This is a genomic window from Microseira wollei NIES-4236, assembly GCF_020521235.1.
Lineage (GTDB): Bacteria > Cyanobacteriota > Cyanobacteriia > Cyanobacteriales > Aerosakkonemataceae > Microseira > Microseira wollei.
In genome coordinates this window covers 1-24,761 of sequence record NZ_BLAY01000015.1, presented here as the reverse complement: position 1 = coordinate 24,761, position 24,761 = coordinate 1, and the positions used below count along the sequence as shown (strand labels likewise).

19 protein-coding genes and 1 CRISPR repeat array are annotated in these 24,761 nt (G+C 45.1%); of the genes, 13 read left to right on the top strand and 6 right to left on the bottom strand.

Annotation, left to right across the window (positions count from 1 at the left end; all coding sequences use genetic code 11):
• The first annotated feature begins 8 nt into the window (after positions 1–8).
• The 4 genes from cas6 to cas2 are packed head-to-tail and all read left to right on the top strand — an operon-like array spanning position 9 to position 2,750.
• On the top strand, positions 9–833 hold the full coding sequence (gene cas6, locus MiSe_RS06890; protein WP_226576471.1) for a CRISPR-associated endoribonuclease Cas6: 825 nt from the start codon (positions 9–11) through the stop codon (positions 831–833).
• Between the two features lie 36 nt (positions 834–869).
• Positions 870–1,460 carry a CRISPR-associated protein Cas4 gene (cas4, locus tag MiSe_RS06885; RefSeq protein ID WP_226576469.1) on the top strand — a complete coding sequence of 197 codons (591 nt, stop codon included), beginning with the start codon at positions 870–872 and terminating at the stop codon, positions 1,458–1,460.
• A 13-nt stretch (positions 1,461–1,473) separates the two neighbouring features.
• Positions 1,474–2,475, top strand: coding sequence for a type I-D CRISPR-associated endonuclease Cas1d (cas1d, locus tag MiSe_RS06880; protein ID WP_226576467.1), 1,002 nt, complete (start codon positions 1,474–1,476; stop codon positions 2,473–2,475).
• A gap of 2 nt (positions 2,476–2,477) precedes the next feature.
• Complete coding sequence (gene cas2 / locus MiSe_RS06875) at positions 2,478–2,750, top strand: CRISPR-associated endonuclease Cas2 (protein WP_226576464.1); 273 nt, start codon at positions 2,478–2,480, stop codon at positions 2,748–2,750.
• 252 nt (positions 2,751–3,002) lie between these two features.
• A CRISPR array of direct repeats spans positions 3,003–8,616; the repeat unit is 37 nt; unit sequence GTTGCAACTTATCAAAATCCCTATTAGGGATTGAAAC.
• 4 nt (positions 8,617–8,620) lie between these two features.
• Here cas2 and MiSe_RS50805 read toward each other — a convergent pair.
• The 3 genes from MiSe_RS50805 to MiSe_RS06865 form a co-directional block, all read right to left on the bottom strand.
• Positions 8,621–8,749: a hypothetical protein gene (locus MiSe_RS50805; RefSeq protein ID WP_264196376.1), complete on the bottom strand. Its 129-nt coding sequence runs from the start codon at positions 8,747–8,749 to the stop codon at positions 8,621–8,623.
• 87 nt (positions 8,750–8,836) lie between these two features.
• Positions 8,837–9,223 (bottom strand): nucleotidyltransferase family protein, encoded by a 387-nt coding sequence (locus MiSe_RS06870; protein WP_226576462.1) that lies wholly within the window; start codon positions 9,221–9,223, stop codon positions 8,837–8,839.
• Positions 9,220–10,308: an MraY family glycosyltransferase gene (locus tag MiSe_RS06865; RefSeq protein WP_444980468.1), complete on the bottom strand. Its 1,089-nt coding sequence runs from the start codon at positions 10,306–10,308 to the stop codon at positions 9,220–9,222. Before MiSe_RS06865 ends, MiSe_RS06870 begins: the two co-directional genes overlap by 4 nt.
• Positions 10,309–10,409: 101 nt before the next feature.
• On the opposite strand from MiSe_RS06865, the gene MiSe_RS06860 reads away from it, so the two are divergent.
• From MiSe_RS06860 to MiSe_RS06830, 7 genes are all read left to right on the top strand, one after another.
• On the top strand, positions 10,410–10,643 hold the full coding sequence (locus MiSe_RS06860) for a hypothetical protein (RefSeq protein ID WP_226576458.1): 234 nt from the start codon (positions 10,410–10,412) through the stop codon (positions 10,641–10,643).
• Positions 10,644–10,876: 233 nt separating this feature from the next.
• Positions 10,877–11,107: a hypothetical protein gene (locus MiSe_RS06855; RefSeq protein WP_226576457.1), complete on the top strand. Its 231-nt coding sequence runs from the start codon at positions 10,877–10,879 to the stop codon at positions 11,105–11,107.
• A gap of 35 nt (positions 11,108–11,142) precedes the next feature.
• Positions 11,143–14,115, top strand: coding sequence for an L-glutamate gamma-semialdehyde dehydrogenase (pruA, locus tag MiSe_RS06850; protein WP_226576455.1), 2,973 nt, complete (start codon positions 11,143–11,145; stop codon positions 14,113–14,115).
• A 338-nt stretch (positions 14,116–14,453) separates the two neighbouring features.
• Positions 14,454–17,063, top strand: a complete 2,610-nt coding sequence (locus tag MiSe_RS06845) for a glycosyltransferase family 39 protein (protein WP_226576447.1) — start codon at positions 14,454–14,456, stop codon at positions 17,061–17,063.
• Between the two features lie 200 nt (positions 17,064–17,263).
• The gene (locus tag MiSe_RS06840; protein WP_226576445.1) at positions 17,264–18,193 is read left to right on the top strand and encodes a cobalamin-binding protein; all 930 of its coding nucleotides are present in this window, start codon (positions 17,264–17,266) and stop codon (positions 18,191–18,193) included.
• Between the two features lie 368 nt (positions 18,194–18,561).
• Positions 18,562–18,720 (top strand): hypothetical protein, encoded by a 159-nt coding sequence (locus tag MiSe_RS06835; RefSeq protein WP_226576443.1) that lies wholly within the window; start codon positions 18,562–18,564, stop codon positions 18,718–18,720.
• Positions 18,721–18,779: 59 nt separating this feature from the next.
• Positions 18,780–18,980: a hypothetical protein gene (locus MiSe_RS06830; RefSeq protein ID WP_226576441.1), complete on the top strand. Its 201-nt coding sequence runs from the start codon at positions 18,780–18,782 to the stop codon at positions 18,978–18,980.
• Positions 18,981–19,360: 380 nt separating this feature from the next.
• Here MiSe_RS06830 and MiSe_RS06825 read toward each other — a convergent pair whose 3' ends face one another.
• From MiSe_RS06825 to MiSe_RS06815, 3 genes are all read right to left on the bottom strand, one after another.
• Positions 19,361–19,834 carry a hypothetical protein gene (locus MiSe_RS06825; protein ID WP_226576439.1) on the bottom strand — a complete coding sequence of 158 codons (474 nt, stop codon included), beginning with the start codon at positions 19,832–19,834 and terminating at the stop codon, positions 19,361–19,363.
• A 139-nt stretch (positions 19,835–19,973) separates the two neighbouring features.
• Positions 19,974–21,497: a calcium-binding protein gene (locus MiSe_RS06820; protein ID WP_226576437.1), complete on the bottom strand. Its 1,524-nt coding sequence runs from the start codon at positions 21,495–21,497 to the stop codon at positions 19,974–19,976.
• A 317-nt stretch (positions 21,498–21,814) separates the two neighbouring features.
• Positions 21,815–22,540 (bottom strand): class I SAM-dependent methyltransferase, encoded by a 726-nt coding sequence (locus MiSe_RS06815; protein ID WP_226576696.1) that lies wholly within the window; start codon positions 22,538–22,540, stop codon positions 21,815–21,817.
• A 632-nt stretch (positions 22,541–23,172) separates the two neighbouring features.
• Here MiSe_RS06815 and MiSe_RS06810 point away from each other — a divergent pair.
• Together MiSe_RS06810 and MiSe_RS06805 are read left to right on the top strand one after the other, a co-directional pair.
• Positions 23,173–23,799, top strand: a complete 627-nt coding sequence (locus MiSe_RS06810) for a class I SAM-dependent methyltransferase (RefSeq protein WP_226576435.1) — start codon at positions 23,173–23,175, stop codon at positions 23,797–23,799.
• A 139-nt stretch (positions 23,800–23,938) separates the two neighbouring features.
• Entirely contained in the window at positions 23,939–24,613 is a 675-nt protein-coding gene (locus tag MiSe_RS06805; RefSeq protein WP_226576433.1) for an SDR family oxidoreductase, read from the top strand.
• Positions 24,614–24,761 lie beyond the last annotated feature (148 nt).

The following is a 24,761-nucleotide window of genomic DNA, read 5'->3' as shown; positions in this document are numbered from 1 at the left end:
ACCAAAACATGCCTCACAGTCTTGTCCTCAATCTCCTACCTTTATCACCCATTCCACCGCAATATCTCACCGGAAGACATTTCCACGCGCTTTTCCTTAGTTTGGTGAGTTCTGTTGATTACGAACTCGGTACTTATCTCCACGACTCCCAAGCTGATAAAGCGTTTACTCTCAGTCCTTTGCAAACGAACAAACGACGCAAGGAACAGCGAGAAAATCCCCTGCAATGGGAACATAAAATCGCAATTCCGCCGGGGACTGCTTGTTGGTGGCGCATTACTTTACTCGACGATACTTTGTTCGGTAAGTTAACCCATCTTTGGTTGAATCTTAATCCCGAACATCCTTGGCATTTGGGACCTGCGGATTTACGCATCACCAGTATTCTAGGGACGCCTCAATCTACTCAACCTTGGGTTAATGCAATGACTTATGCTCAATTATACGAGCAGGCTTCCGAAAGCGATCGCATCATCTCTCTTTCTTTTGCCACGCCGACTGCGTTTCGACAGGGACAATTTGATACGGCACTGCCGACGCGGGATAGTGTATTTAATAGTCTGCTGCATCGGTGGAATAAGTATAGCGGGATTGAGATTTCTCATCTGGCAATTGAGTCGATTTTTCCCAGCTATTTCAATATTAACACGGAAATTGTTCCCGATTCCCGCAGTAAGTTTATTGGTTGTGTGGGCGAAGTTAGCTATCGTTTGATGGGCGATCTAAACCCAGTTGCAATTAAAAACATCAATGCCTTAGCAGATTTTGCTCTTTATAGTGGTGTCGGACGGAAAACCCCAATGGGTATGGGTATGGTACGCAGATTGCAGTAACCAATTAGCAATTAGCAATTAGCAATTAGCAAATTTATGAACGAAGACTACATTCCCATCGCTTCTCTCAATCATTATTCCTATTGTCCCCATCGCTGTTGGCGGATGTTTTGTGCGGGAGAATTTGTCGATAATCAGTATACGATTGAGGGGACAAGTTTACACGATCGCGTCCATACTTTAAGCGAAGGGATGCGGGAAGATACCTACCAGGTGCGGGCAATTTGGCTCAAGTCTGAACGGTATAAATTAATTGGAAAATCGGATTTAATTGAGTCGGATTCGGGGCAGATTTATCCGGTGGAATATAAGCGGGGAAGTAAGGGGGAATGGGATAACGATGAAATGCAAGTTGTGGCGCAAGCGCTTTGTTTGGAAGAGATGACGGGGCGAACTATTACTCAGGGTTATGTTTATTATGCGGCTTCCCATCAGCGGCAATTGGTGGAGATTAATCGGGAGTTGAGGGAAGAAGCGATCGCTACCATTCAAGCTGTTCAAACTTTGCTACAAACCGGGACTATTCCCCAGCCAATTTATACCAAACGTTGTCAGGGTTGCAGTCTTTATTCCCAGTGTTTGCCCCAAGTGGCAGATAAGGTTAAACGCTATCAAGAAGCAAGTTAATTGGAGGGAAAATATGGGTACGGTTTACATTACGCAAGCTGAGTCTTTTATCGGTAAAACTGACGAACGGTTGCAAGTTAAAGCCGATAAAAAGACTGTTTTAGATGTACCATTGCTGAAAATCGATGGGGTGGTGGTTTTGGGACGGGCGACAATTTCTCCGGCTTTGATTGCGGAACTTTTGGAACGGAAAATTCCTTTAACGTTTATGACGGAGACGGGGAAATATTTGGGCAAGTTGGAACCGGAGTTGACTAAGAATATTTTTGTGAGAAATGCTCAATGGGAAGCTAAAGGAGAAACGGCAAAAGCGATTCACGTTGTGCAAGGATTTGTGCGGGGGAAATTGAAGAATTATCGCCGAAATATTCAACAAATTCAGCGCGATTGGACAGAACTGGATTTAGACTCGGCAATCCAAAGGATAAATGATGCGATCGCATCGGTTAACAAAACCCATAATATCGACTCGTTGCGAGGTTTTGAGGGGGCGGGAAGTGCGGCTTATTTTGGCATTTTTAACCAATTGATTCGCATTGAAGGGTTCACTTTTAAACCCAGACATCGCCCCGCTACCGATCCGGTAAATTCTTTGCTCAATTTTGGTTATACGCTGCTGCGTCACGATGTGCAAAGTGCGCTCAACATTGTGGGATTTGACCCTTATTTGGGATATCTTCACCTGCAACGTTACGGGCGTCCTAGTTTAGCCTTCGATTTGATGGAAGAGTTTCGACCTTTGGTCGTGGATACGATGATATTGAATGCGATCAATCGCCGACTGCTAACCCTCGACGACTTTACTACAGAACCACTGAGCAATGTAGTAAAACTGACTGAAACCGGATGTCGGGAATTTTTGAAACTGTACGCCCAGAAGAAACAAACTAAATTTACGCATCCCGTTTTGGGACGGAAATGCACCTATCAAGAAGCGTTTGAACTTCAAGCGCGTCTGCTGGCGAAATATCTGATGGGCGAAATCGAGAAATATACACCTTTAGTGATGAAATAATTATGTACGTTGTGATTTCTTACGATATTCCAGAAGATAAGCGCCGGACTAAGATCCATAAAGCGCTAAAGTCTTACGGACAGTGGATGCAATATTCGATCTTTGAGTGCGAACTAACTCCAACCCAATATGCTAAGTTAAGATCGCGCCTCGCCAAGTTAATTAAACCGAAGGAAGACAGCATCCGCTTTTACTTCCTGTGCGCCTGCTGTCAGGGTAAAGTCGAACGCATCGGTGGCGAGATGCCAATGGACACGACGGTGTTTTTTGCCTAAACTCCGGGAGAGGGTAGGTGTAAAAAATGGAGGATGAAATTTTTCGGCCCAAACCTTTACCCCACAAGCTTTTGACCCCCCTCTCCCCAAAAATTCTCTCCCGGTACTTCTGAAACTATTGCTACGACTGCGATCAAGCGCGATCGCTTCAGCGAGAGCTTGACAGGTCGAAGCCTGAAATGGTAATTTTAATATTGTCTCCCGGTAACGAACCTTGAAAACCTCATACAGTAAGCATTCTAGAGCCGGTCGGTTGCAACTTATCAAAATCCCTATTAGGGATTGAAACATTTCAGTAAATTACCCAGATGGTAGTTCTTCCATGTTGCAACTTATCAAAATCCCTATTAGGGATTGAAACATAAGGCGTAGTACCAAGTGGTGCGCACTGAATACTGTTGCAACTTATCAAAATCCCTATTAGGGATTGAAACAGAAGAGTCTTTCTGGGTCTTTGAAATAATCAAGTTGCAACTTATCAAAATCCCTATTAGGGATTGAAACATGATGACTCAATTATGGCTGCTGCCATAAGCTTTTGTTGCAACTTATCAAAATCCCTATTAGGGATTGAAACCTTGTCTACCCAAGGCCACGTTTGGCTTGACACCTGTGTTGCAACTTATCAAAATCCCTATTAGGGATTGAAACAAAGACATGCTCGCATCAGAACAGGCACTTCACGGTTGCAACTTATCAAAATCCCTATTAGGGATTGAAACACCAATCGTCCAACATACAACCCCGGCAGTACCGTGTTGCAACTTATCAAAATCCCTATTAGGGATTGAAACTGGCAAATTGGCTTTTGCTAACTGTTTCAGGTTGGTTGCAACTTATCAAAATCCCTATTAGGGATTGAAACGGATAACGAATTTCAACTTCGTGAACAGGCCGCCCAGGTTGCAACTTATCAAAATCCCTATTAGGGATTGAAACAGATGGAGGAGAGGTTGTAATCACAGACTGAAGGTTGCAACTTATCAAAATCCCTATTAGGGATTGAAACTTTATGCTGCCGATTTAGCTAGCGCGGGCTGCCCGTTGCAACTTATCAAAATCCCTATTAGGGATTGAAACATTGACCCAGCGCTCGCTGCTTCCCAAAACAAACGTTGCAACTTATCAAAATCCCTATTAGGGATTGAAACATATCCACTTCTGTGGTACTACTAACATACATATCAGTTGCAACTTATCAAAATCCCTATTAGGGATTGAAACCAGTAGACTCCTGAAGCGCTGCTTGCTGCTTTCTACGCGTTGCAACTTATCAAAATCCCTATTAGGGATTGAAACATGTACAACGGACGGGATAAAGTCGCCTGTGCCTTTGTTGCAACTTATCAAAATCCCTATTAGGGATTGAAACGGGCGCTGGAGTAGCAGCCTCCACCGGCTTTTCTGGTTGCAACTTATCAAAATCCCTATTAGGGATTGAAACGGAATGAAGATTCGCTTTACCGCCAGCTACTTGGGTTGCAACTTATCAAAATCCCTATTAGGGATTGAAACACAAGCAAAGTAGATGGTACTCGATACCCGCTCTAGTTGCAACTTATCAAAATCCCTATTAGGGATTGAAACCCCTGCGATTGCTCCTCAACTTCCAAGCGGAAGTCAGTTGCAACTTATCAAAATCCCTATTAGGGATTGAAACTCGACGTTACGGGTCAATCCTATCTTGTACTCAGGTTGCAACTTATCAAAATCCCTATTAGGGATTGAAACTCATCCGAGACCGCTGAGTTTGCGCCCATGTTTCTGTTGCAACTTATCAAAATCCCTATTAGGGATTGAAACATTTATCTCTCGCTTATTCGGCAAGAAACGCGACTCGTTGCAACTTATCAAAATCCCTATTAGGGATTGAAACATTAATTAATTCATCATTAACCAACAGTTCATCTGGTTGCAACTTATCAAAATCCCTATTAGGGATTGAAACTAAATCTGAACGTCCATCCCCTTCCAAGGTGCCACCGTTGCAACTTATCAAAATCCCTATTAGGGATTGAAACAAAAATGACGCTGAGACAAAAGCAAAAGCCTTCTTTGTTGCAACTTATCAAAATCCCTATTAGGGATTGAAACTGGGTAAATCCAAATAGGCTGTTTCAACCAGGTTCGTTGCAACTTATCAAAATCCCTATTAGGGATTGAAACATTGCTTCCGGATTGAATCAATGGGCATATCCACGTGTTGCAACTTATCAAAATCCCTATTAGGGATTGAAACCTCTCTTGTGCTGGCATACCCGCTGGTATTTGTCACGTTGCAACTTATCAAAATCCCTATTAGGGATTGAAACAAAGGTTTCCTGAAATACTCGAATTTCTTCCTGAGTTGCAACTTATCAAAATCCCTATTAGGGATTGAAACGACATTTGTTTTATCAGTTGGTGAAGGTGTTGTTGAGTTGCAACTTATCAAAATCCCTATTAGGGATTGAAACTACAAGACAGATATAGTTGAAGAAAAAGGTTTTTGGGTTGCAACTTATCAAAATCCCTATTAGGGATTGAAACAAAGCTATCTGGCTTGACCTCCTGCGAACTAAGTGGGTTGCAACTTATCAAAATCCCTATTAGGGATTGAAACGGGCAAGTTTTGGATCGCTGGCATGGACGGTAACGAGTTGCAACTTATCAAAATCCCTATTAGGGATTGAAACAAGGAATGAGCTTCTACTTAGTTCTCAATCGAAAGTTGCAACTTATCAAAATCCCTATTAGGGATTGAAACAGAGTTAGCGGCTGTCAACCTGCGATCGCGCGAGTTGCAACTTATCAAAATCCCTATTAGGGATTGAAACGAGAATTCCTATTTGTCTATGAGTATATTCTTCGCGTTGCAACTTATCAAAATCCCTATTAGGGATTGAAACGCGAGCCATGAGAGTAGAAAGGAGAGGATAATGCCTGGTTGCAACTTATCAAAATCCCTATTAGGGATTGAAACTGACCATTATTACGCCTACAAAAAAGAGATGCGTTGCAACTTATCAAAATCCCTATTAGGGATTGAAACGCAAACAGGAACCACTCTGTATATCTGGGTAAAAAGTTGCAACTTATCAAAATCCCTATTAGGGATTGAAACGTATGAGCCAACGGGGACTGGCACGAGCATGTGGGGTTGCAACTTATCAAAATCCCTATTAGGGATTGAAACATTGAAAGGCAGCTCCAGCTAGAGGGAGCCAAAGATGTTGCAACTTATCAAAATCCCTATTAGGGATTGAAACGGATTTACCTTTCTCAAGCAAGGATTTTTCCTCTGCGTTGCAACTTATCAAAATCCCTATTAGGGATTGAAACCTTTTTTGTTTGCTTGTGGAAAGTTTATCTCTAGAGTTGCAACTTATCAAAATCCCTATTAGGGATTGAAACAGGAAGATTCAGCCCCCTGATATTGTTTCGTCGAGTTGCAACTTATCAAAATCCCTATTAGGGATTGAAACTGTGAGCCATTCACTCGTTGCTAGGGGCTGATAAAGTTGCAACTTATCAAAATCCCTATTAGGGATTGAAACGATGAACTTGCTGGTAAGTTTAAGTCTGCCAATATGGTTGCAACTTATCAAAATCCCTATTAGGGATTGAAACACGTCACCACCGCTATCCCCATCTAGTTTTACCCGGTTGCAACTTATCAAAATCCCTATTAGGGATTGAAACGAAGGAGAGCGCGTCGCTGCTGCCCTTGAGTACGAGGTTGCAACTTATCAAAATCCCTATTAGGGATTGAAACATTTGACAAAACCCTTTAGGCACTGGCGCAATAACGGTTGCAACTTATCAAAATCCCTATTAGGGATTGAAACGAAGTACAGAAAAAGCGGGGACGGCTCCCGACGTAGAGTTGCAACTTATCAAAATCCCTATTAGGGATTGAAACCGATGCGTACTTGTAGCATTCGGCGCAATGAATGGGTTGCAACTTATCAAAATCCCTATTAGGGATTGAAACTTGCAAAGAAAGTAAACTACCTCTCTCCATAGCTAGTTGCAACTTATCAAAATCCCTATTAGGGATTGAAACAAATCCTTTAGACACTCGCTAAGAAAGCGAGTGTCGAGTTGCAACTTATCAAAATCCCTATTAGGGATTGAAACTTAGAGGTTCGCTCCAGGTCTGTCTCAAGCCATTCGTTGCAACTTATCAAAATCCCTATTAGGGATTGAAACGCGAAGCTCCAGGCGGAGCAAGCCAACCTAGAAAGTTGCAACTTATCAAAATCCCTATTAGGGATTGAAACTGGAAAAATAAAATTATTCCAGAAAAGCCTCCCTCACCGTTGCAACTTATCAAAATCCCTATTAGGGATTGAAACATTACCAGAGAGGCCGTTGCTTTTTTTGATAAAGTTGCAACTTATCAAAATCCCTATTAGGGATTGAAACTGATGTGCCTCCAGCCCCCACGAATGTTGATGATGTTGCAACTTATCAAAATCCCTATTAGGGATTGAAACCTCGGCAACCCCCATGGCGTTTTTGGCGGTCTTCAGTGTTGCAACTTATCAAAATCCCTATTAGGGATTGAAACTTCGACGAAGCTGCGGCCGACGCTTGCGCAACAGGGTTGCAACTTATCAAAATCCCTATTAGGGATTGAAACCCATTCAGCACCTTTCTAATAGATAACAAAACAAAAGTTGCAACTTATCAAAATCCCTATTAGGGATTGAAACTTCTCTATATCCGAGAACGAGATAGCCGCCGCCATGTTGCAACTTATCAAAATCCCTATTAGGGATTGAAACTAATAGCTTGCCCACAAAAGCAGCCGCGGCACGGTGTTGCAACTTATCAAAATCCCTATTAGGGATTGAAACATAGAGATACTCATCAAACACGCCGCCAATCTGCGTTGCAACTTATCAAAATCCCTATTAGGGATTGAAACTTCCACTTAGTTGTCCATCCAGGCGATACACCCGGTTGCAACTTATCAAAATCCCTATTAGGGATTGAAACCAAGGGGAATATTCGGTTAGTTACGGGTCACTCTCTGTTGCAACTTATCAAAATCCCTATTAGGGATTGAAACTCATGGTCTGCGCCTTTGTTTATACGGACATTTGGGTTGCAACTTATCAAAATCCCTATTAGGGATTGAAACGATGGATATTACTCTATCTATGGGCGATACCTTTCGGTTGCAACTTATCAAAATCCCTATTAGGGATTGAAACTTTAATGGAAAGAGCGATGCGTTGAACTTCATTGGTTGCAACTTATCAAAATCCCTATTAGGGATTGAAACGAATACCCACGGCTTCGAGTGCGTGAACCAAGTTGTTGCAACTTATCAAAATCCCTATTAGGGATTGAAACCAAGCGCTGAGCTGGCGTATGCTACCCCACGACAAAGGTTGCGTTGCAACTTATCAAAATCCCTATTAGGGATTGAAACAATAAATAAGACAGACACGGAGGGAATAGACCGTGGTTGCAACTTATCAAAATCCCTATTAGGGATTGAAACCTTTAAGCAGTCACACAATGATATTAAAATTATCGAGGGGTTGCAACTTATCAAAATCCCTATTAGGGATTGAAACGATTTAATTAGTAAATTCGGCTCAGCGTGGAAAGAATCTATGTTGCAACTTATCAAAATCCCTATTAGGGATTGAAACTATTAAATCTGTGCTGTTGGCTTTGCCAAATACACGTTGCAACTTATCAAAATCCCTATTAGGGATTGAAACGAGAAGCCGAAACATTACAATTAATGCTTGTGGGTTGTTGCAACTTATCAAAATCCCTATTAGGGATTGAAACAAGCCATCTCAAGTTCATCGACATGTGCCGGGAAAGGTTGCAACTTATCAAAATCCCTATTAGGGATTGAAACTTAATTAAGCATCAAAATCTCTTTCCCGCTGACGTGCCGACTCAACAGCAATCCATAAACGGCTATACTCATCGCGGACAGATGCATCAATTTGTTCTGCTAACTCAGCGGGAAGATTTAGGACTCGAATCATATCATGTCCTTAGGCAACGGTTGTGTAACTGCTAATAGCTAATCGCTAATGGCGGCTGTCTGGCAATTGACAATTATCAATGAGCAATTAGCAATTGCCATCACCAGGAAATTCACCTGTGGTAATAATCTCCACTCGGACATTTGTTTGCGTATCGCGAAACATTTTTGTAGCGCCTGGAAACGCAGGTACAAATCCTCGTCCGACTAATGCCTTGCGAAACGCTTCCAGTCCCTCTTTACTCAGGAGTAGATCCACATCTTGAGTTGCCCGAACATAACCATAAGTCACCAAAGCCATGCCGCCAATGATGGCATAATCAATCCCAGCTTTAGATAGGCTCTGAGAAATATTTTGTAAGGTCTGGTAAACTCTACCTTGCTGCCTAAAAAATAGGTCGATTTCCTGGAAAATTTCCTGATTAGACATAATCGTTACTTTTTCAACTTGTGCGATGATTAAATCAACCGTCAACCTCGATAATCTCGTCTAATTTTCCGCCAAACTGTGAAACCCAAAAGCGCCACAATTCCGCCAATCGTTACGTAAATCACCAAAGGCGTCATCCCTTGCAACTTCATCGCCAAACTATTAGATATTAAACTCAGCGTCCACAAAGCGATCGCAGCATTGCGCTGAGACAACCCCAACGCCAGCAAGCGGTGGTGCAGGTGGTCTTTCCCCGGAGTACTCATGGGGTTTTTCCCCGCCATCAGTCGCCGAATCACGACTTGAGTTGTATCAATAACTGGCAATAATAAAAAGAACAGCGTCGGCACCAAGGCAAACACCGTCGTAACTTTTAAATTACCGATAATACTCGTCGCCGCCAACACATAACCAAAAAAATATGCCCCCGCATCCCCCATAATAATTAGCGACGGGTAAAAGTTATAGCGCAAAAAGCCCAAGGTTGCACCCCCCAACGCCGCTAATAGCAAAGTCGCCGCCGCCCTGGTTTCAAATTGTGCCGAAACAGCCAATAAACTCATCGCGGTAATAAAACTAATCCCGCCCACCAAACCATCCATCCCGTCCATTAAATTAACGGCATTGGTAATTCCCACTACCCAAAATACCGTCAGCAAGAGAGAGAATAAGGGATCGAGGGGCGTTGCAAAAGCAGTTTCGATGCGGATACCGCTGGAATAAAGCAATAATGCGGTTAAAACTTGGGTAGACAAGCGCAGGTAAGGCGACAAACCATATTGGTCGTCAATAAACCCCACCAAAACTAAAATCGATCCGCCCAGCAGAATACTCAGTACCTGCACTAATACAGGTTCGATGATAATCGGTCTTAAGACAGTTGCCAGAATTAAAGCCGCAATCACCCCCGCGTAAATTGCCAAACCTCCCGCGTTGGGTAAAGGTTCTTTATTCAGCCGACGGGCGTTGGGTTGATCTGCCCATCCCACCTGGAGGGCAAAAGCGCGTACTCTTGGAATTAAATACCGAGTCACTATCCAAGCCAACCCAAAGGTGAATATCACCGCCAGCCAGCCGCTGCCTGTAGGGTTAGCAATGCCAAGGGACTGAAGGAAAGCGTACAAAATTATCTCCCCCTTTGCGCTCACAATGCCACTTATGAATATTATCGTTAACTGTGCAAAAATCAATCGTATAAATTAGGTTATTAAAAGCTACTTTCGTTTCACTTGTGCCTCAGGAAAATACAATCGGTGTCAGGACTTACCCCCATCACCAAAGTTTCTCTGAAACAAGGGGCACGGCAAGCATAAAATGTTCGCTTGTACAAAATATTTCGCCCGCCGTGCCCCTACCCATCGCAGCAAGAAACTTTGGTGATAGGTGCCTCAGGAAAATACAATCGGTGTCAGGACTTACGCCCATCACCAAAGTTTCTCTGAAAAAAGGGGCACGGCAAGCATAAAATGTTCGCTTGTACAAAATATTTCGCCCGCCGTGCCCCTACCCATCGCAGCTTGAAACCCGGTTTCTTGGTGTGTCTGAAGCAACGGGGTGTCTCGCTGTTCGATTTATTTACGCCTACCTACCTTTCGCTTCGTTTTGATCCCGATTATTGTATAAAAATTCCCCATTACCCCCGCAACGATTCAAGTACATCACCGCAAAACGATACAATGCAAGCGTACAGGCACAGGCTTGGCGTGGGAACCTCCTCAAACTAGCCTGATCGAAGATGACACGGGGACGCAAACACGCACCAGACGCGGAGCGTTTGCAGCGTCAGGTCCGTGTCTGGAACGTCTGTTCCAAGGGTTTGAGACCCCGACTGCATCGAAGATTCAGGGCGGCACGTTCAGGCAGAGTTTTTATCCTCGTCTGAACTTTGTCCCCGCGTCTGGTGCTTCCCCGCGTCTGGTGCGTCCTTGAACAACGCCTTGCCCAGATTTTGGAGTATATCAACTGTGGTCGTACAAATAGATACCTACGAAACTAAAACTCAAGCGATCGCCAAGCAACTTTTGGCGGCAACTAAGGAAAATCGCTCGTTTTTCGCCCAAATGCGCGACCAAATGCGCTGGGATGATAAACTGCTCGCTTGGGCGATGGGTAGCCCCGGTCTGCGCTTGCAGCTATTTCGCTTTATCGACTGCTTGCCCGCCCTCCGCAGCAAACCGGAAATCGCCCGCCACCTGCAAGAATACTTAGGCGACGAGTCGGTAGAGTTACCCCAAGCACTCAAAGCGTTACTCAATTTCGCCAATCCCGACTCGGTGCCGGGACAACTCGCCGCCACGACTATTTCTACCGCTGTGGAAACCCTCGCCCACAAATATATCGCCGGGGAGAACATCGAACGCGCCATCAAGACCATCGAACGCCTGCGAAAGGATAAAATGGCCTTCACCATCGACCTTTTAGGCGAGGCGGTGATAACCGAAGCCGAGGCGCAGTCTTACCTCGACCGCTATCTGGAATTAATGCAGCAACTAACCGATGTCGCCAAAACTTGGTCTAAAGTCGATGCGATCGATTTGGCGGATGGGGAACCTATACCACAAGTGCAAGTTTCTGTCAAGTTAACGGCGTTTTATTCCCAATTTGACCCCCTAGATGCGAAAGGGAGTCAGGAAAGAGTGAGTTCGCGCATCCGCACGCTGTTGCGCCGCGCCAAGGAATTGGGCGCAGCGGTACACTTTGACATGGAACAATATGTTTATAAAGATATTACCCTCGCCATCTTAAAAGAATTATTGATGGAAGAGGAATTTCGTTCCCGTACCGATATTGGTGTAACGCTGCAAGGTTATTTAAGAGATACGGAAAAAGACTTGCAAGGGTTAATTGCTTGGGCGAAACAACGGGGATATCCGGTGACGGTTCGGTTAGTTAAAGGCGCGTATTGGGATCAGGAAACGATTAAGTCGGTACAAAAAGATTGGCCTCAACCTGTATTTAATGACAAAGGTGCAACCGATGTTAATTTTGAAAATTTAACCAGATTGCTGCTAGAAAATCACGAATATTTATATGCAGCGATTGGCAGTCACAACGTGCGATCGCAAGCCCACGCCATCGCCATCTTAGAAAGTTTAAATATCCCCCGCCGCCGGTTTGAAATGCAAGTGCTTTACGGCATGGGAGATAAATTAGCTAAAGCTTTGGTGGATAAAGGTTATCGCGTCCGGGTATATTGTCCCTACGGCGATTTGCTGCCGGGGATGGCGTATCTGATTCGCCGGTTGTTAGAAAATACCGCCAATAGTTCGTTCTTGCGGCAAAATTTAGAAGACCGTCCCGTTGAGGAATTATTAGCACCGCCCAAGGTAAATAACGCCAAAGCGGAAACGAATTTGAAGGAAAAACGGGCATTTCCCAACGCGCCGGATACAGATTATGCCGATAAGGAGAAGAGAGAGCGATCGCAACAAGCAATCCAAACAATTCGTCAGCAATTGGGTCAAACATATTGGCCTTTTGTGAATGGCGAATACGCGCCAACGCAGGATACCTTTAATTCCCTCAATCCTTCCAATCCAACTGAAATTATCGGCAAAGTCGGACTGCTTTCCATCGAAGGTGCAGAACAAGCATTACAAGCAGCAAAAGCCGCATTTTCCAGTTGGAGTCGCACCCCAGCAAAACAACGCGCCGATATCTTGCGGAAAGCTGGGGAATTAATGGAACAACGGCGACACGAATTATGCGCTTGGATGGTATTAGAAGTTGGGAAAGCTGTCAGGGAATGCGACGGGGAAGTATCCGAAGCGATCGATTTTTGTCGGTATTATGCCGATGAAATGGAACGGTTAGATAAAGGACATAACTTCGATCTCGCTGGCGAAACCAACCGCTATCACTATCAACCGCGCGGCATAACATTAGTCATATCCCCGTGGAATTTCCCCCTAGCAATTCCTTGCGGCATGACAGTAGCATCCCTCGTCGCCGGGAACTGTACCTTACTCAAACCGGCGGAAGTTTCATCAGTGATTGCGGCAAAATTAGCCGAAATATTAATCGAAGCGGGAATACCCAAAGGCGTTTTCCAATACGTACCCTGTAAAGGTTCCACCGTGGGTGCGTACATGGTAAAACATAAAGACGTGAGCGCGATCGCCTTCACAGGTTCCCAAGAAGTCGGATGTCGCATCTACGCCGATGCCGCCATCTTACAACCAGGTCAAAAACACCTCAAACGAGTCATCGCCGAAATGGGCGGAAAAAATGCCATCATCGTCGATGAAAGTGCCGACTTAGATCAAGCAGTTGCAGGGGTAGTTTACTCTGCATTTGGCTATAACGGTCAAAAATGTTCCGCTTGTTCCCGCGCTATCGTATTGGAACCCGTTTACGAAGCATTTGTCCATCGGTTAGTCGAAGCAACGCGCAGTTTAAATGTTGGTGCGGCAGAACTTCCGAGTACGCAAGTGGGTCCGGTGATCGACGCCAATGCCTTTAACCGGATTCGGGAATACATAGAAAAGGGAAAACAAGAATCCCAACTCGCATTAGAAATGCCAGTTTCCGATACGGGATATTTTATCAGCCCGACCATCTTTACCGATGTTCCGCCAAATGGAATCATTGCCCAAGAAGAGATTTTTGGCCCAGTTTTGGCGGTGATTCGGGCGAAGAATTTCGCCGAAGCATTAGCAGTCGCCAACGGCACTAATTTTGCCCTCACAGGCGGGTTATATTCCCGCACACCTTCCCACATCGAAAAAGCACAAGCTGAATTTGAAGTCGGGAATTTGTACATCAATCGAGGCATTACGGGTGCAATTGTATCGCGACAACCCTTTGGCGGATTCAAACTTTCCGGAGTTGGTTCCAAAGCAGGTGGCCCCGATTACCTGCTACAATTCCTCGAACCCCGCGTGATTACTGAAAATATCCAACGTCAAGGTTTTGCACCGATTGAAGGGGCAGATTAAACTGAGAAACCGGGTTTCTTGAACTCAAATCTGGCACCACCTCCCTCACCCGCCAGGGAATAAATTCCCTGGCTAATAGCAAAAGTCCTCTAAAAGAGGACTGAAACTTCAAGCAGTCCACTTGAGTGGACTTAGGCTATTAGCCGTGGACTTAAGCCAGGGAATAAATTCCCTGGCTAATAGCAAAAGTCCTCTAAAAGAGGACTGAAACTTCAAGCAGTCCACTTGAGTGGACTTAGGCTATTAGCCGTGGACTTAAGTCCACGGCGGGGGACAAGCACAAGTGCAAGATCTCAATTGAAGAAACCTGGTTTCTGTATAGTCTTTAATACGGCGATATGACTCAAAGCGATAAAAGCAAACCGATCTTACTGCTGGGCATAATATGGCTGGTGGGGGCGGCGTGCGATCGCATCTGGTTCGCCTTCGACCATGATATCCCTGCTTGGGATCAAGCCGACTACCTCACCGGCACTTTAAACTATTGGCAAGCGTTACAAAATCCCCAATGGTTTTCTCCCCAATGGTGGACGAGTTTTTGGCAAATCACCACGAAAGTTCCTCCCCTCACTTATATTGCCACTGCAATTATTCAGAATTTATTTGGTAGGGGGCCAGATCAAGCTACTATAGTTAACTTGTTCTTTAGCGCCATTTTACTGATTTCAGTTTATGGTTTGGGCGAAAAACTGTTCAATCGTCAAGTGGGTTTATGGGCGGCTTTTCTGTGTCAAGTGTTACCCGCACTCTACCGATATCGCCTCGATTTTCTGTTAGATTATCCCGTGACGGCAGTTGTCACATTGAGTTTTTATTGCCTCACACTTTGGCATCTTAAAAAAGAAACCAGTTTTCTTAAAGAAACCAGCGATTCAACCCCTCCCCTCCGCCCCTCTGCTCCTCTGCTCACCTGCCCATCCGCGTGGTTTCTGGCAGGGATATTTGGTCTTTCTTTGGGGTTAGCTTTAATGGTGAAGCAAACGGCTTTACTGTTTCTTTTAACACCAATACTCTGGGTAGAAGCGGGTGCAATCCGCCAAAAAGCGTGGGGAAAAATAGGGCAATTAATCGGTGCTGGTTGCGTGTCGGTGTTGCTAGCTGGTGGATGGTATCGTACCAATTGGTTGCTGATTTTAACGTCGGGGAAACGGGCGACCATAGATTCTGCGATCGCCGAAGGAGATCCTGCCCTCAATACCATCGACGCCTGGATTTACTACTGGAAAATCTTACCATATCTAGTTTCCTGGCCTTTATTACTCGTCCCCATTGTCGGCATTCTCCTTTATTTCTGGAAACAGATAAGCAAAACCGAGTCTATATTTAAATTCTCACCCGCACACCCGCACACCGGCACACTTGCTTCGCTCAAATGGTTGGCAATCTTTTTAGCAGGAGGTTATCTACTTTGTTCGTTAAATATCAATAAAGATGCCCGCTACATTCTGCCACTTTTACCAGTTGTATCAATATTATTGGCTTATGGCTTAACGCTGTGGACGGGACGCTTTTCCAAACAAATCCGTTGGGGAACTGCAAGTTTGGCAGTGATATTAATGTTGCTCAATTTGTGGCCTATAGGTGGTGATGGAATTACCAAAATTCTTAGTCCCCGCGTTCAGCACTACGCCTACCTGGGTGCTGAGTGGCCTCATCAACAAGTAATTGCAGAAATTATCAAAACCGAACCTGATTTACAATCAACTTTAGGGGTTTTACCTTCAACCCCGCAAATTAACCAGCATAATTTTAATTACTACGGTGCATTGGCAAACTTCCAAGTCTACGGACGACAAGTGGGAACGAGACAAAAACATCTAAAACAAGATGCGCGAAGTCTTTCTTGGTTCGTCACTAAAACCGGCGAGCAAGGGTCAATTCCCAAGACGCAACCTGCTATGGTTCAACTAATTGAAAAAGGCTCGGATTTTGAATTACACAAAACATGGGAATTGCCGGATAAAAGCACTTTAAAACTGTACCATCGCCGCCAGCCTTCTGTTGTGGTAAAACCTTTGAGTCAAGAAAAGGGAAGTCAAAAAATCCGGTTAAATCGAGTTATCGTACCAGATAAAGCCCCGCCTGGAATTCCAGTTCCCGTTACCTATGAGTGGTCAAGCCCCTCAGAGCAATTGCGAACGGGTTTATTACTATTAACATGGCGCAAATCCACGGTTACCCCGGAAAAACGAACTCAGCCGCAGCGGTGGTTACACGACCATGCAATCGCAATGGGTTCTTTATATCCGGGTACTTCTTTTGAGATGGGGTTACCCGATCTTGAAACGACAACCAAGGAATTGCGAGTCATCGAACAAACTGCGATGCTGCCTCCAGGGAATATAACCCCCGGAACTTATACCTTGGAGGCAGCTTACTTCAATCAACAAACGGGGGAAACTTATCCCATCCCAGTACCGCCAGTTACCTTAAATATCGACCCTAAAGCCGCACCAAAACCTGCACCCGAATTAGATTTAGTCACGCAATTACGGATTTTATCTGCCCAATTACCCACTGGGCCAAAAGCATTAGAATCCTTGTTCGATCAAATCGGGCGAATTAATCAATATGACCCAATTCAAGATTATCTCGAACAAGCAGCCCAGGCGCTGGAATATCGGTTAAAACGGGAACCGCAAAACTTAGAATGGGCTTATGGGGTGGCCTTGGCAAGGGTATTGCAACAACGAGTTCCAGATGCGATCGCTGCCTTACAACGAGTCACTCAACTAGATTCCCAAAATCCCTATGCCTTTGCCTACCTGGCGTTTGTTAATTTATATGACTGGCGTCCGGGTGCCGCCCAAATTGCCCTCTTTCAAGCGCGATCCCTCAACCCCAATTTCCCCGAACTCGACGCACTCAGCGCCGTAGCGGCACTCATGCAAGGCAATCTCCTGCAAGCATGGCATCATTTCCAGCAATTAACTGCTAGCAAAAGCTAATGGCTAATAGCTAATGGCTAATGGTAGATCCAGAAAATATTCCCATCACCAATTAGCAATTAGCAATTAGCAATTAGCAATTAGCAATTAGCAATTAGCAATTAGCAAGCCAACAACCGGATCGTGGTAACTCTAGAGACGGATAACAACTCTATAGATCGAGCGCTACCTTAAAAATAGCTGAAAAACAGGTGGCAGCGATGACTGATGCTAAAAATCTGCGGATTGTCTCCCTAATTCCCAGTGCCACGGAGATTGTAACCATGTTGGGGCTAACCGATGCCTTGGTGGGGCGATCCCACGAATGCGACTATCCCCCAGAAATCCAAGACCGCCCCGTTTGCACCGGGGCAAGGTTAAACTCAGAAACTCCGAGCGCACAAATTCATCTTGATGTCAATGAGTTGTTACAAAAAGCTTTAAGCATTTATCAAATTAAAATTGATGTCTTAGAGCAACTGCAACCCACACACATTCTCACCCAAGACCAGTGCGACGTTTGTGCCGTTAGCTTAGCGGATGTCAAAAACGCCGTTGGTCAACTCACCCACAGCCAACCCGAAATTATTTCCTTGCAGCCAAATTTGCTAGCCGACATTTGGGCAGATATAGAACGAGTTGCCGATGCTTTTGGTGTGGGCGCGGAACCGATGCTGTTAAACTTAGAATCTCGCGTTAAAATTTGCCAGCAAAAAACCCAAGCCTTACCCGAACTAGACCGTCCCAAAGTCGCCTGCATCGAGTGGACTGACCCCCTAATGGTTGCTGGAAATTGGATACCAGAATTAGTCCAATTGGCAGGAGGTCAGCCTTTAGTTGGCGTCCCTGGTCAACCCTCGCCAAAACTCGAATGGAAGTCTTTGCTCTCGGCTAATCCAGATATTATCGTTTTCATGCCTTGTGGGTTTGATTTAAACCGCACTCGTTCTGAAGCCAACGCATTAGCCCAGCATCCGGAATGGCAATCTTTGCACGCCGTACAAACTGGCAGAGTTTACGTCACCGATGGCAACTGGTACTTTAACCGTCCGGGGCCAAGGTTAGCCGACTCTCTAGAAATTTTGGCTGAAATATTGCATCCCGAAATCTTCCAATACGGATATAAAGGCACCGCTTGGGAAACTTTGTAGTCATTACTCAGTAGTTAGCCAAGCGTAACGCACCAAAACTTCTGTAGTTAACGCAAGTTGCTAGTTATAAACTTGGGCGTTGCTAATAGCTAATTGCTAATTGCCAGATGTGAAGCTCACAACAATAATATCCTGACATTAGCCAGCCATTAGCCATTAGCATAACTAGCAACTTGAGTTAGTTAATGCGTAAATGATTTCACTTCTTTTGACCAACTAATTCCTTTAGGAATTAGAACCCCCCCAGGATTGTCGAAAAATTTGTTGATTTTAAACCCCTCGCCCCTAGTCCTTTTTTAATTGAAGCATTAAAGAGATTTGTACCCCTTGCTACTGCTATTAACACTGAAAAAGCTAGCTCCGAGTATTTGATTGCTCCAATTTTGAGCGAAATTGTCACTTTAAATCCTAATATTAGTCTATTTTCGGGCAAAAATTTGACAGTAGATCCCAGCTTAGGACTCAACGGCTTTGTCGATTTTCTGATTACAGCCAACCCGGATAAACTTACAATTAAAGCCTTGTAACGGTTATTGAGGCCAAAAATGAAAACATCAATGATGGATTAGCTCAATGTATTCCTACAATGTTCGCCTCGTTTATCCTCAATCGACGCCTACCTGATGTAGGAGAAAAAAAGGTGTATGGCACTGTTACTAATGGTCAAGTTTGGCGGTTTATAGCACTTACACCGGCTCTAGAAGTATTAATAGATCTTAACGATCGCTACCTGACTCCAATTGACGATTTACTGGGCACATTAAACGCACTGGCGACAGCCAATTAAAAAATCATGCTACTAGGCGCAGAGCAAAACTCAGATCCCTGAGTTATATCATGTCCGGTTAATTGCTTATAATTAGGCGTAGGGGCACGGCACCTTCAATGTTGTTTACAAAAGCAAAATATTGTGGATGCCGTGCCCCTGCGGCCATCAAATTGTACAATAACTAATCAACCGGACATGATATTATTGGAGAAGTCAGCGCTCAAGTGAGTAGTTAACGCTCTTTACAATTACAGGACTGAAGCAGGACGAGAAAAGAAACCCGGTTTCGACCTCGATCTCGAGTTGACAAACCAACGATTTTTCGGAGAAACTTTGGTGTTTGCGTAAGTCCTGCTAAATTAGCAATTAGCAATTAGCAATTAGCAATTAGCAAGAGTTTATTGTCCTGGCGCCATACCGTCAATCAACCATTCGCCCTCGCTGTTGGTGGGGGCAGTTAAAACGAAGAGTTCGGGAACTGTGCCGTTGCCAACGGGAAAAGGTTTAATGTAAGAAACGTTGAATTGGAGGCGGTACTCTCTGCGATCGCCGCCAGGAAAATTAGGCAGCGGTTCTACTGACCTGATACTAATCGATCCGATGTAGTCTTGATACATCCGCACAAACTCCTCGTAGGGGACAGCTGCCTGATACTGCGGGGTGAGGAGATCGTAAGCGACCTGATAGTTGCCCGTCGCGATCGCGTTAAAGTAGCGGTACAATACCCCCACGGCACCGGATCGGATATTAGAAGCAGTTTGCTGTTGCACTTGCTTTTGACTCGGTTGTGCGATCGCGGTTTGTGAGGGTAATGGTATTGCAAAGCTAGCGATCAGGAGTAGGGTTGTAGTTGTAAGCAGCGAGCGTTTCATCTTTCCGTACCTGCTTGAGGTGAAAGAATGTTTGTTACTTCATAACTACATATTTCCCAGCACTAATTACTTATGCAGATCCCCCTTTTATATCCTCCTATCGGGTGAATTTCGTCACACCGCAATCGGGAAAATCTGCCTAGAGCGGGGTGAAGACTGAAGAAGATGCGATCGCGCTAACTTGCACGCCAGTTAACGATGCCAGCAGTTCGTTCGTACTGGCAATCCGAATCTGCGTCCCATTGTTACCAGCTGCAATCGACAATTGCGCGAAGGTCAAACCACCCGCTAATCCCAGCAAATCTTGACCATCCTGAAACTCCAGCACCACATCCGTCCCGCGCAACGCGCCTAAAACAAATACATCCCGTCCACCGCCACCGCTGAGGGTATCGTTGCCAAAGTCACCGTTGAGGATGTCATCCCCATCCCCTCCCGAAAGGCTGTCATTATTTTGACCGCCGTACAAGGTATCATTGCCTGTATCGCCGCTGAGGATGTCATCTCCCTGGTTGCCATAAAGAATGTCGTTATTTTTGCCTCCATAAAGGACATCGTTACCGAGGTTGCCAACAATAACATCATTGCCCTGATTGCCATAAAGCGTGTCGTTATCTTTGCCACCATACAAGCTATCGTTGCCATCACCTGCAAAAATCAGATCGTTTTGTTGATTGCCATACAGCGTGTCATTTCCACCATTGCCGATAATCGTATCGTTACCTTCCAAACCAAAGGCAAAATTATCTGCATTATCGCCAACCATCAACAAAGGGTTAGGCGCCTCTACTTCTTGTTCGAGCAGACTTCTCGTTCCTAAAAAAGAAGCGCCGCTGGTTCTAAATTGTTCGGCGCTGCTGCGACTAGAGAAAGCGGCTGCTATCTGGGGTTTTCTCACCGCCAAAGCCGTTATAAACTCAGCAAAATCTGAGTCGTTGTTGAAATTAAAATTAGGGTTATTTAGTTCATTAACTGAAATTTCCCGCTGACTATAACCCGGTGGCGGACTCGAAAGCAAGGATGCAATTTCCCCATGTTTGCGCGATAAAAATCTGGGGTCGATCTGGGGATTGGTATAAGACTGTAAAATCACTCGTCCGGGGATAAATTCTTCTCCCCCCAAGCTGACAAAATCTCCGTTGACAACGTAGTGATTAACTGGTTTGTTTGCCCCGCCATTTTGCCTAAAAAGATTAGCAGTCGCCCGATCTATTCCAGGAGAATTGAACGTGATGGTTTCCCCGATCGAGTTAGTAAATTCCGCCGCCGCCCTCTGGGCTAAAGCACCCGCCATGCTGTGACCGATTACATCTGGCAGCAAGCTTCTGGGGTTTTTAGCAGGATCTCGACTAATTTGGGTTAACCAATTGCCAATCGCTGTTTTATTGGCTTCAAATTGATTAAATGCCACGCCCCGCCGGTCTGTAAATGCCGCATCGTCACCGGGATCGACTCCTCCTTTAAATATTAAAACGGGTGGTTTATCTGGGGTAAGGGAAGTTAGCGCTAACGCTTGAAAATCTGTAACCGCATCGTTAAATACTCGATCAATTCGATAACCTGCGGTTGTTAATGCGCCGATAACTATAGGGTTTTCGCTTGGGTTGGGCAAGTAAACAATGCGTTTGGCAAAGTTTTCGTAAACCGGGTCAAATAAGCTCATCGTTTGGTTTCCAACTTGGGTTAATGTAAAACTAACATGACTGATGCACGACTAGCCTATCACCAAAGTTTCTTGCTACGAACGCGAGTGCGTGCGGTCGGCATATCTCTAGTTCTCTTGCGACGATTTTTCAGAGAAACCCGGTTTCTTTGGGTAAGTCCTGAATAAGTAACGTAAGTTGCTAGTTACCTTTTTATGGCTGCTAATAGCTAATGGCTAATGGTAAAGCTGGAAAATATTCCCACGCTAGATTAGCAATTAGCGATTAGCAATTTTAGCAACCCACTCGATTTATTATTCCCATCTCCATTTCAGTTCTAACTTACCTCGCCCCCAAATACTGCCAAACCATAATATTTCCAAGGCGCTGCTACTGTCTCAAATCCAGCGGTTTTGAGCATTTGCAGGTGGTTATCCAGGGTTGCTAATTGATCGGGATGCGAGTAACCGTGGGGCGCACTTTTGCCGATTTTGGCGCGAATTTCTGCTAGAGTTGTTCCACTAAAAGCTGCCCATTCTTCTCCCACGGCTTGGTAAACTGCTGCCAGGGCAGGCGATTCGGGTAAAATAGGGTCTGCATTCCAAAATACACCGCTGCGTTTGAGGCTTTCTCTAATTCGCTGGAATAGCTTTAATTTCATCTCGTTGGTGAGATGGTGAATTGCTAAAGATGAAACCCCAGCATCAAATCCAATGCCGATGTTGATTTTATCCGGTTTGTTTGTCCAGTCTCCAAAGTCTGCTTCTATTCCTGTCCATCGGTTTAAGTATCCGGCGGACTCGATTTTATTTTTGGCAAACTGAAGCATTCGCGGCGAATAATCTAAGGCTATTATCTGGGCAGATGGACAGCGATGGAGTATTTTTAAGCTGAGTTCCCCCGTACCGCAACCGAGTTCTAGGATGCGTTGGGCAGTTGGCGGGATACAATGAGCGATCGCATTCAGCATCTCATCATACCGGGGTAACAATTGTCTAATCCCGCTATCAAAATCAGCGGTATTTGCAAACACTTCTCCGGGAAATATCTCTGTAGTATTCACAGGCGTTGCCTGGTATGAAAGCCATTCTCGATCGTACCCGGTATAGGCGATCGCTTGCTCTTGTTGCTTCTGTTCTGCCTGTTTTTGTATTTTCTCAGCTTTATACAGAGTCCTCTTCAGCAATCTCCGCGTTGTCCAAAGCTTCACCGGATCTTGCGTTTCTAATTGCGCGATCGCAGTTATTAAATCATCAATAATCGCTTGAATCAGCGATTTTTCTTTCGTTCCCATCGGTTTTGTTTCACTCTCGATTGACAGTCCACACGATTAATTTTTTTTTGTTTTGCCTGACAAACTTATGGTATAATCCCCTATTGGTCAAATTGCCAATTCACAGACGTTGTAATTCCCTCACCAGCATGGGTTTTAAACAAATTTTCGTAAACAGAGAAAATTGTTTAAATAGAGCTACTAACGCAAGTTGCTAGTTATAAACTTTGGCGTTGCTAATTGCAAGCTTGCTAATTGCTAATATAGGATTTTTACCAATCTCGCCATTAGCCATTAGCCATTAGCCGCTCCCAGAGAGATAACTAGCAACTTGAGTTACTAACTCAACTTACACAAGGTAGGGGTGGCGTTCAGGAAATTTCGGCGTAGAAAATTAGAAAACCGCACAGGGATCATCGATAGTGGAACAACACGAGCAAGTAACAATTGCAGAGTACCAACTAACGGCGGAAGCATTTCGCGCGGGGACATGGGAACACGACGTATCGCAAAATCGAGACAGCTTGGTGCGTTTTTTACCCAAAAATCCCGGAAAAATCCTGGATATAGGCTGCGGGCCGGGGCGGGACTTGGTAGCATTCAAACAGCAAGGGCATACCGTCGTGGGGTTGGATGCAACGCCTGCTTTTGTGGAAATGGCAAAACAGGTATCGGGGTGCGAAGTTTGGCAGCAGTCGTTTTTGAGTTTAGACTTGCCAGGGGAAACGTTTGATGGTATTTTCGCCAATGCCTCGCTGATTCACGTTCCCCGTGGGGAGATGGTGCGGGTATTGCAGGATTTGCAGCGCTCGCTAGTACCCCAAGGTGCGATCGTTATGTCCATGTGTCGCGGCGATAGCGAAGGCTACAGCGCCCGTCCGACGGGATACCGCTACGTTTGTGGATGGGAATACGAAACGTTAGCCCCTTGCGTAGAAGCAGCGGGATTTGAGATTGTTAACCATTATTATCGTCCCCCTGGCGTGCGGTTTGAGGCGCAATCTTGGCTGGTAATTGTAGGGCGAAAAACGGCAATTGGCAAGGATTAGAAAAACAGGACTTACCCACGACGAGAAAAGAAACCCGGTTTCTGCGTCGCGTTCTCGTTTCCTTTCCCTTGAGAGACGGAAATGCCCCAAAATTACCTATCCCGATCAAGAATAGACATACAAAACCAAAAAACGGAAGATGACAAAAGCATCCTATATTTTTCTAGCAGGGGCGAGTCGAGGCGTAGGGCGAGAAATTGCCAAATGCCTTGTGGAACAAAACCAAAAAGTGAAAGCTATGCTACGGAAAGACGCATCGCGCCCCGAATTGGCAGCGATAGGCGTTAATGTTGTAATCGGGGATGCAATGGCAGCTGCTGCGGTGGAACAAGCGATGGTGGGAGAACCGATTGATGCAGTGATTACCACTATCGGCGGGTTACCCCAAGCAGAACAAAACCCAGATTATTTGGCGAACAAAAATTTAATCGATGCGGCGGTAAAAGCAGGCGTAAAAAAATTCATCCTGGTTACTTCGATTGGTACGGGTAATAGTGTCGTGGCGCTATCGCCGCAAGCGTTAGCAACGTTGGGGGCAGTTTTGGCAGAAAAAGATAAAGCCGAACAGCATTTAATAGGTAGCGGACTAACTTACACAATTATTCGCCCCGGTGGTTTAAAGTCGGAACCGGCGACGGGTAACGGCGTTTTAACCGAAGATCCCAAAGTTGGCGGTAGCATTCACCGTGCTGATGTGGCGCAATTGGTGTGTCGCTGTTTGTTTGCCGATGCTGCTAATAATAAAGTATTGTCGGCAATTGACAAAAACAAGCTGTTTGGTACGCCAGAGTTTGAGGAATTTAAGGTGAATTGAAGAGCATGTAAATAATTGGTCGGGGCACGGCAAGGGAGGAATTTATTGCTGGCAACCAACCTGACTGATGCCGTGCCCCTACTTTGATATCGAATCGGGAATGGATATGAATCATTGGTCGGGGCACGGCAAGGGAGGAATTTATTGC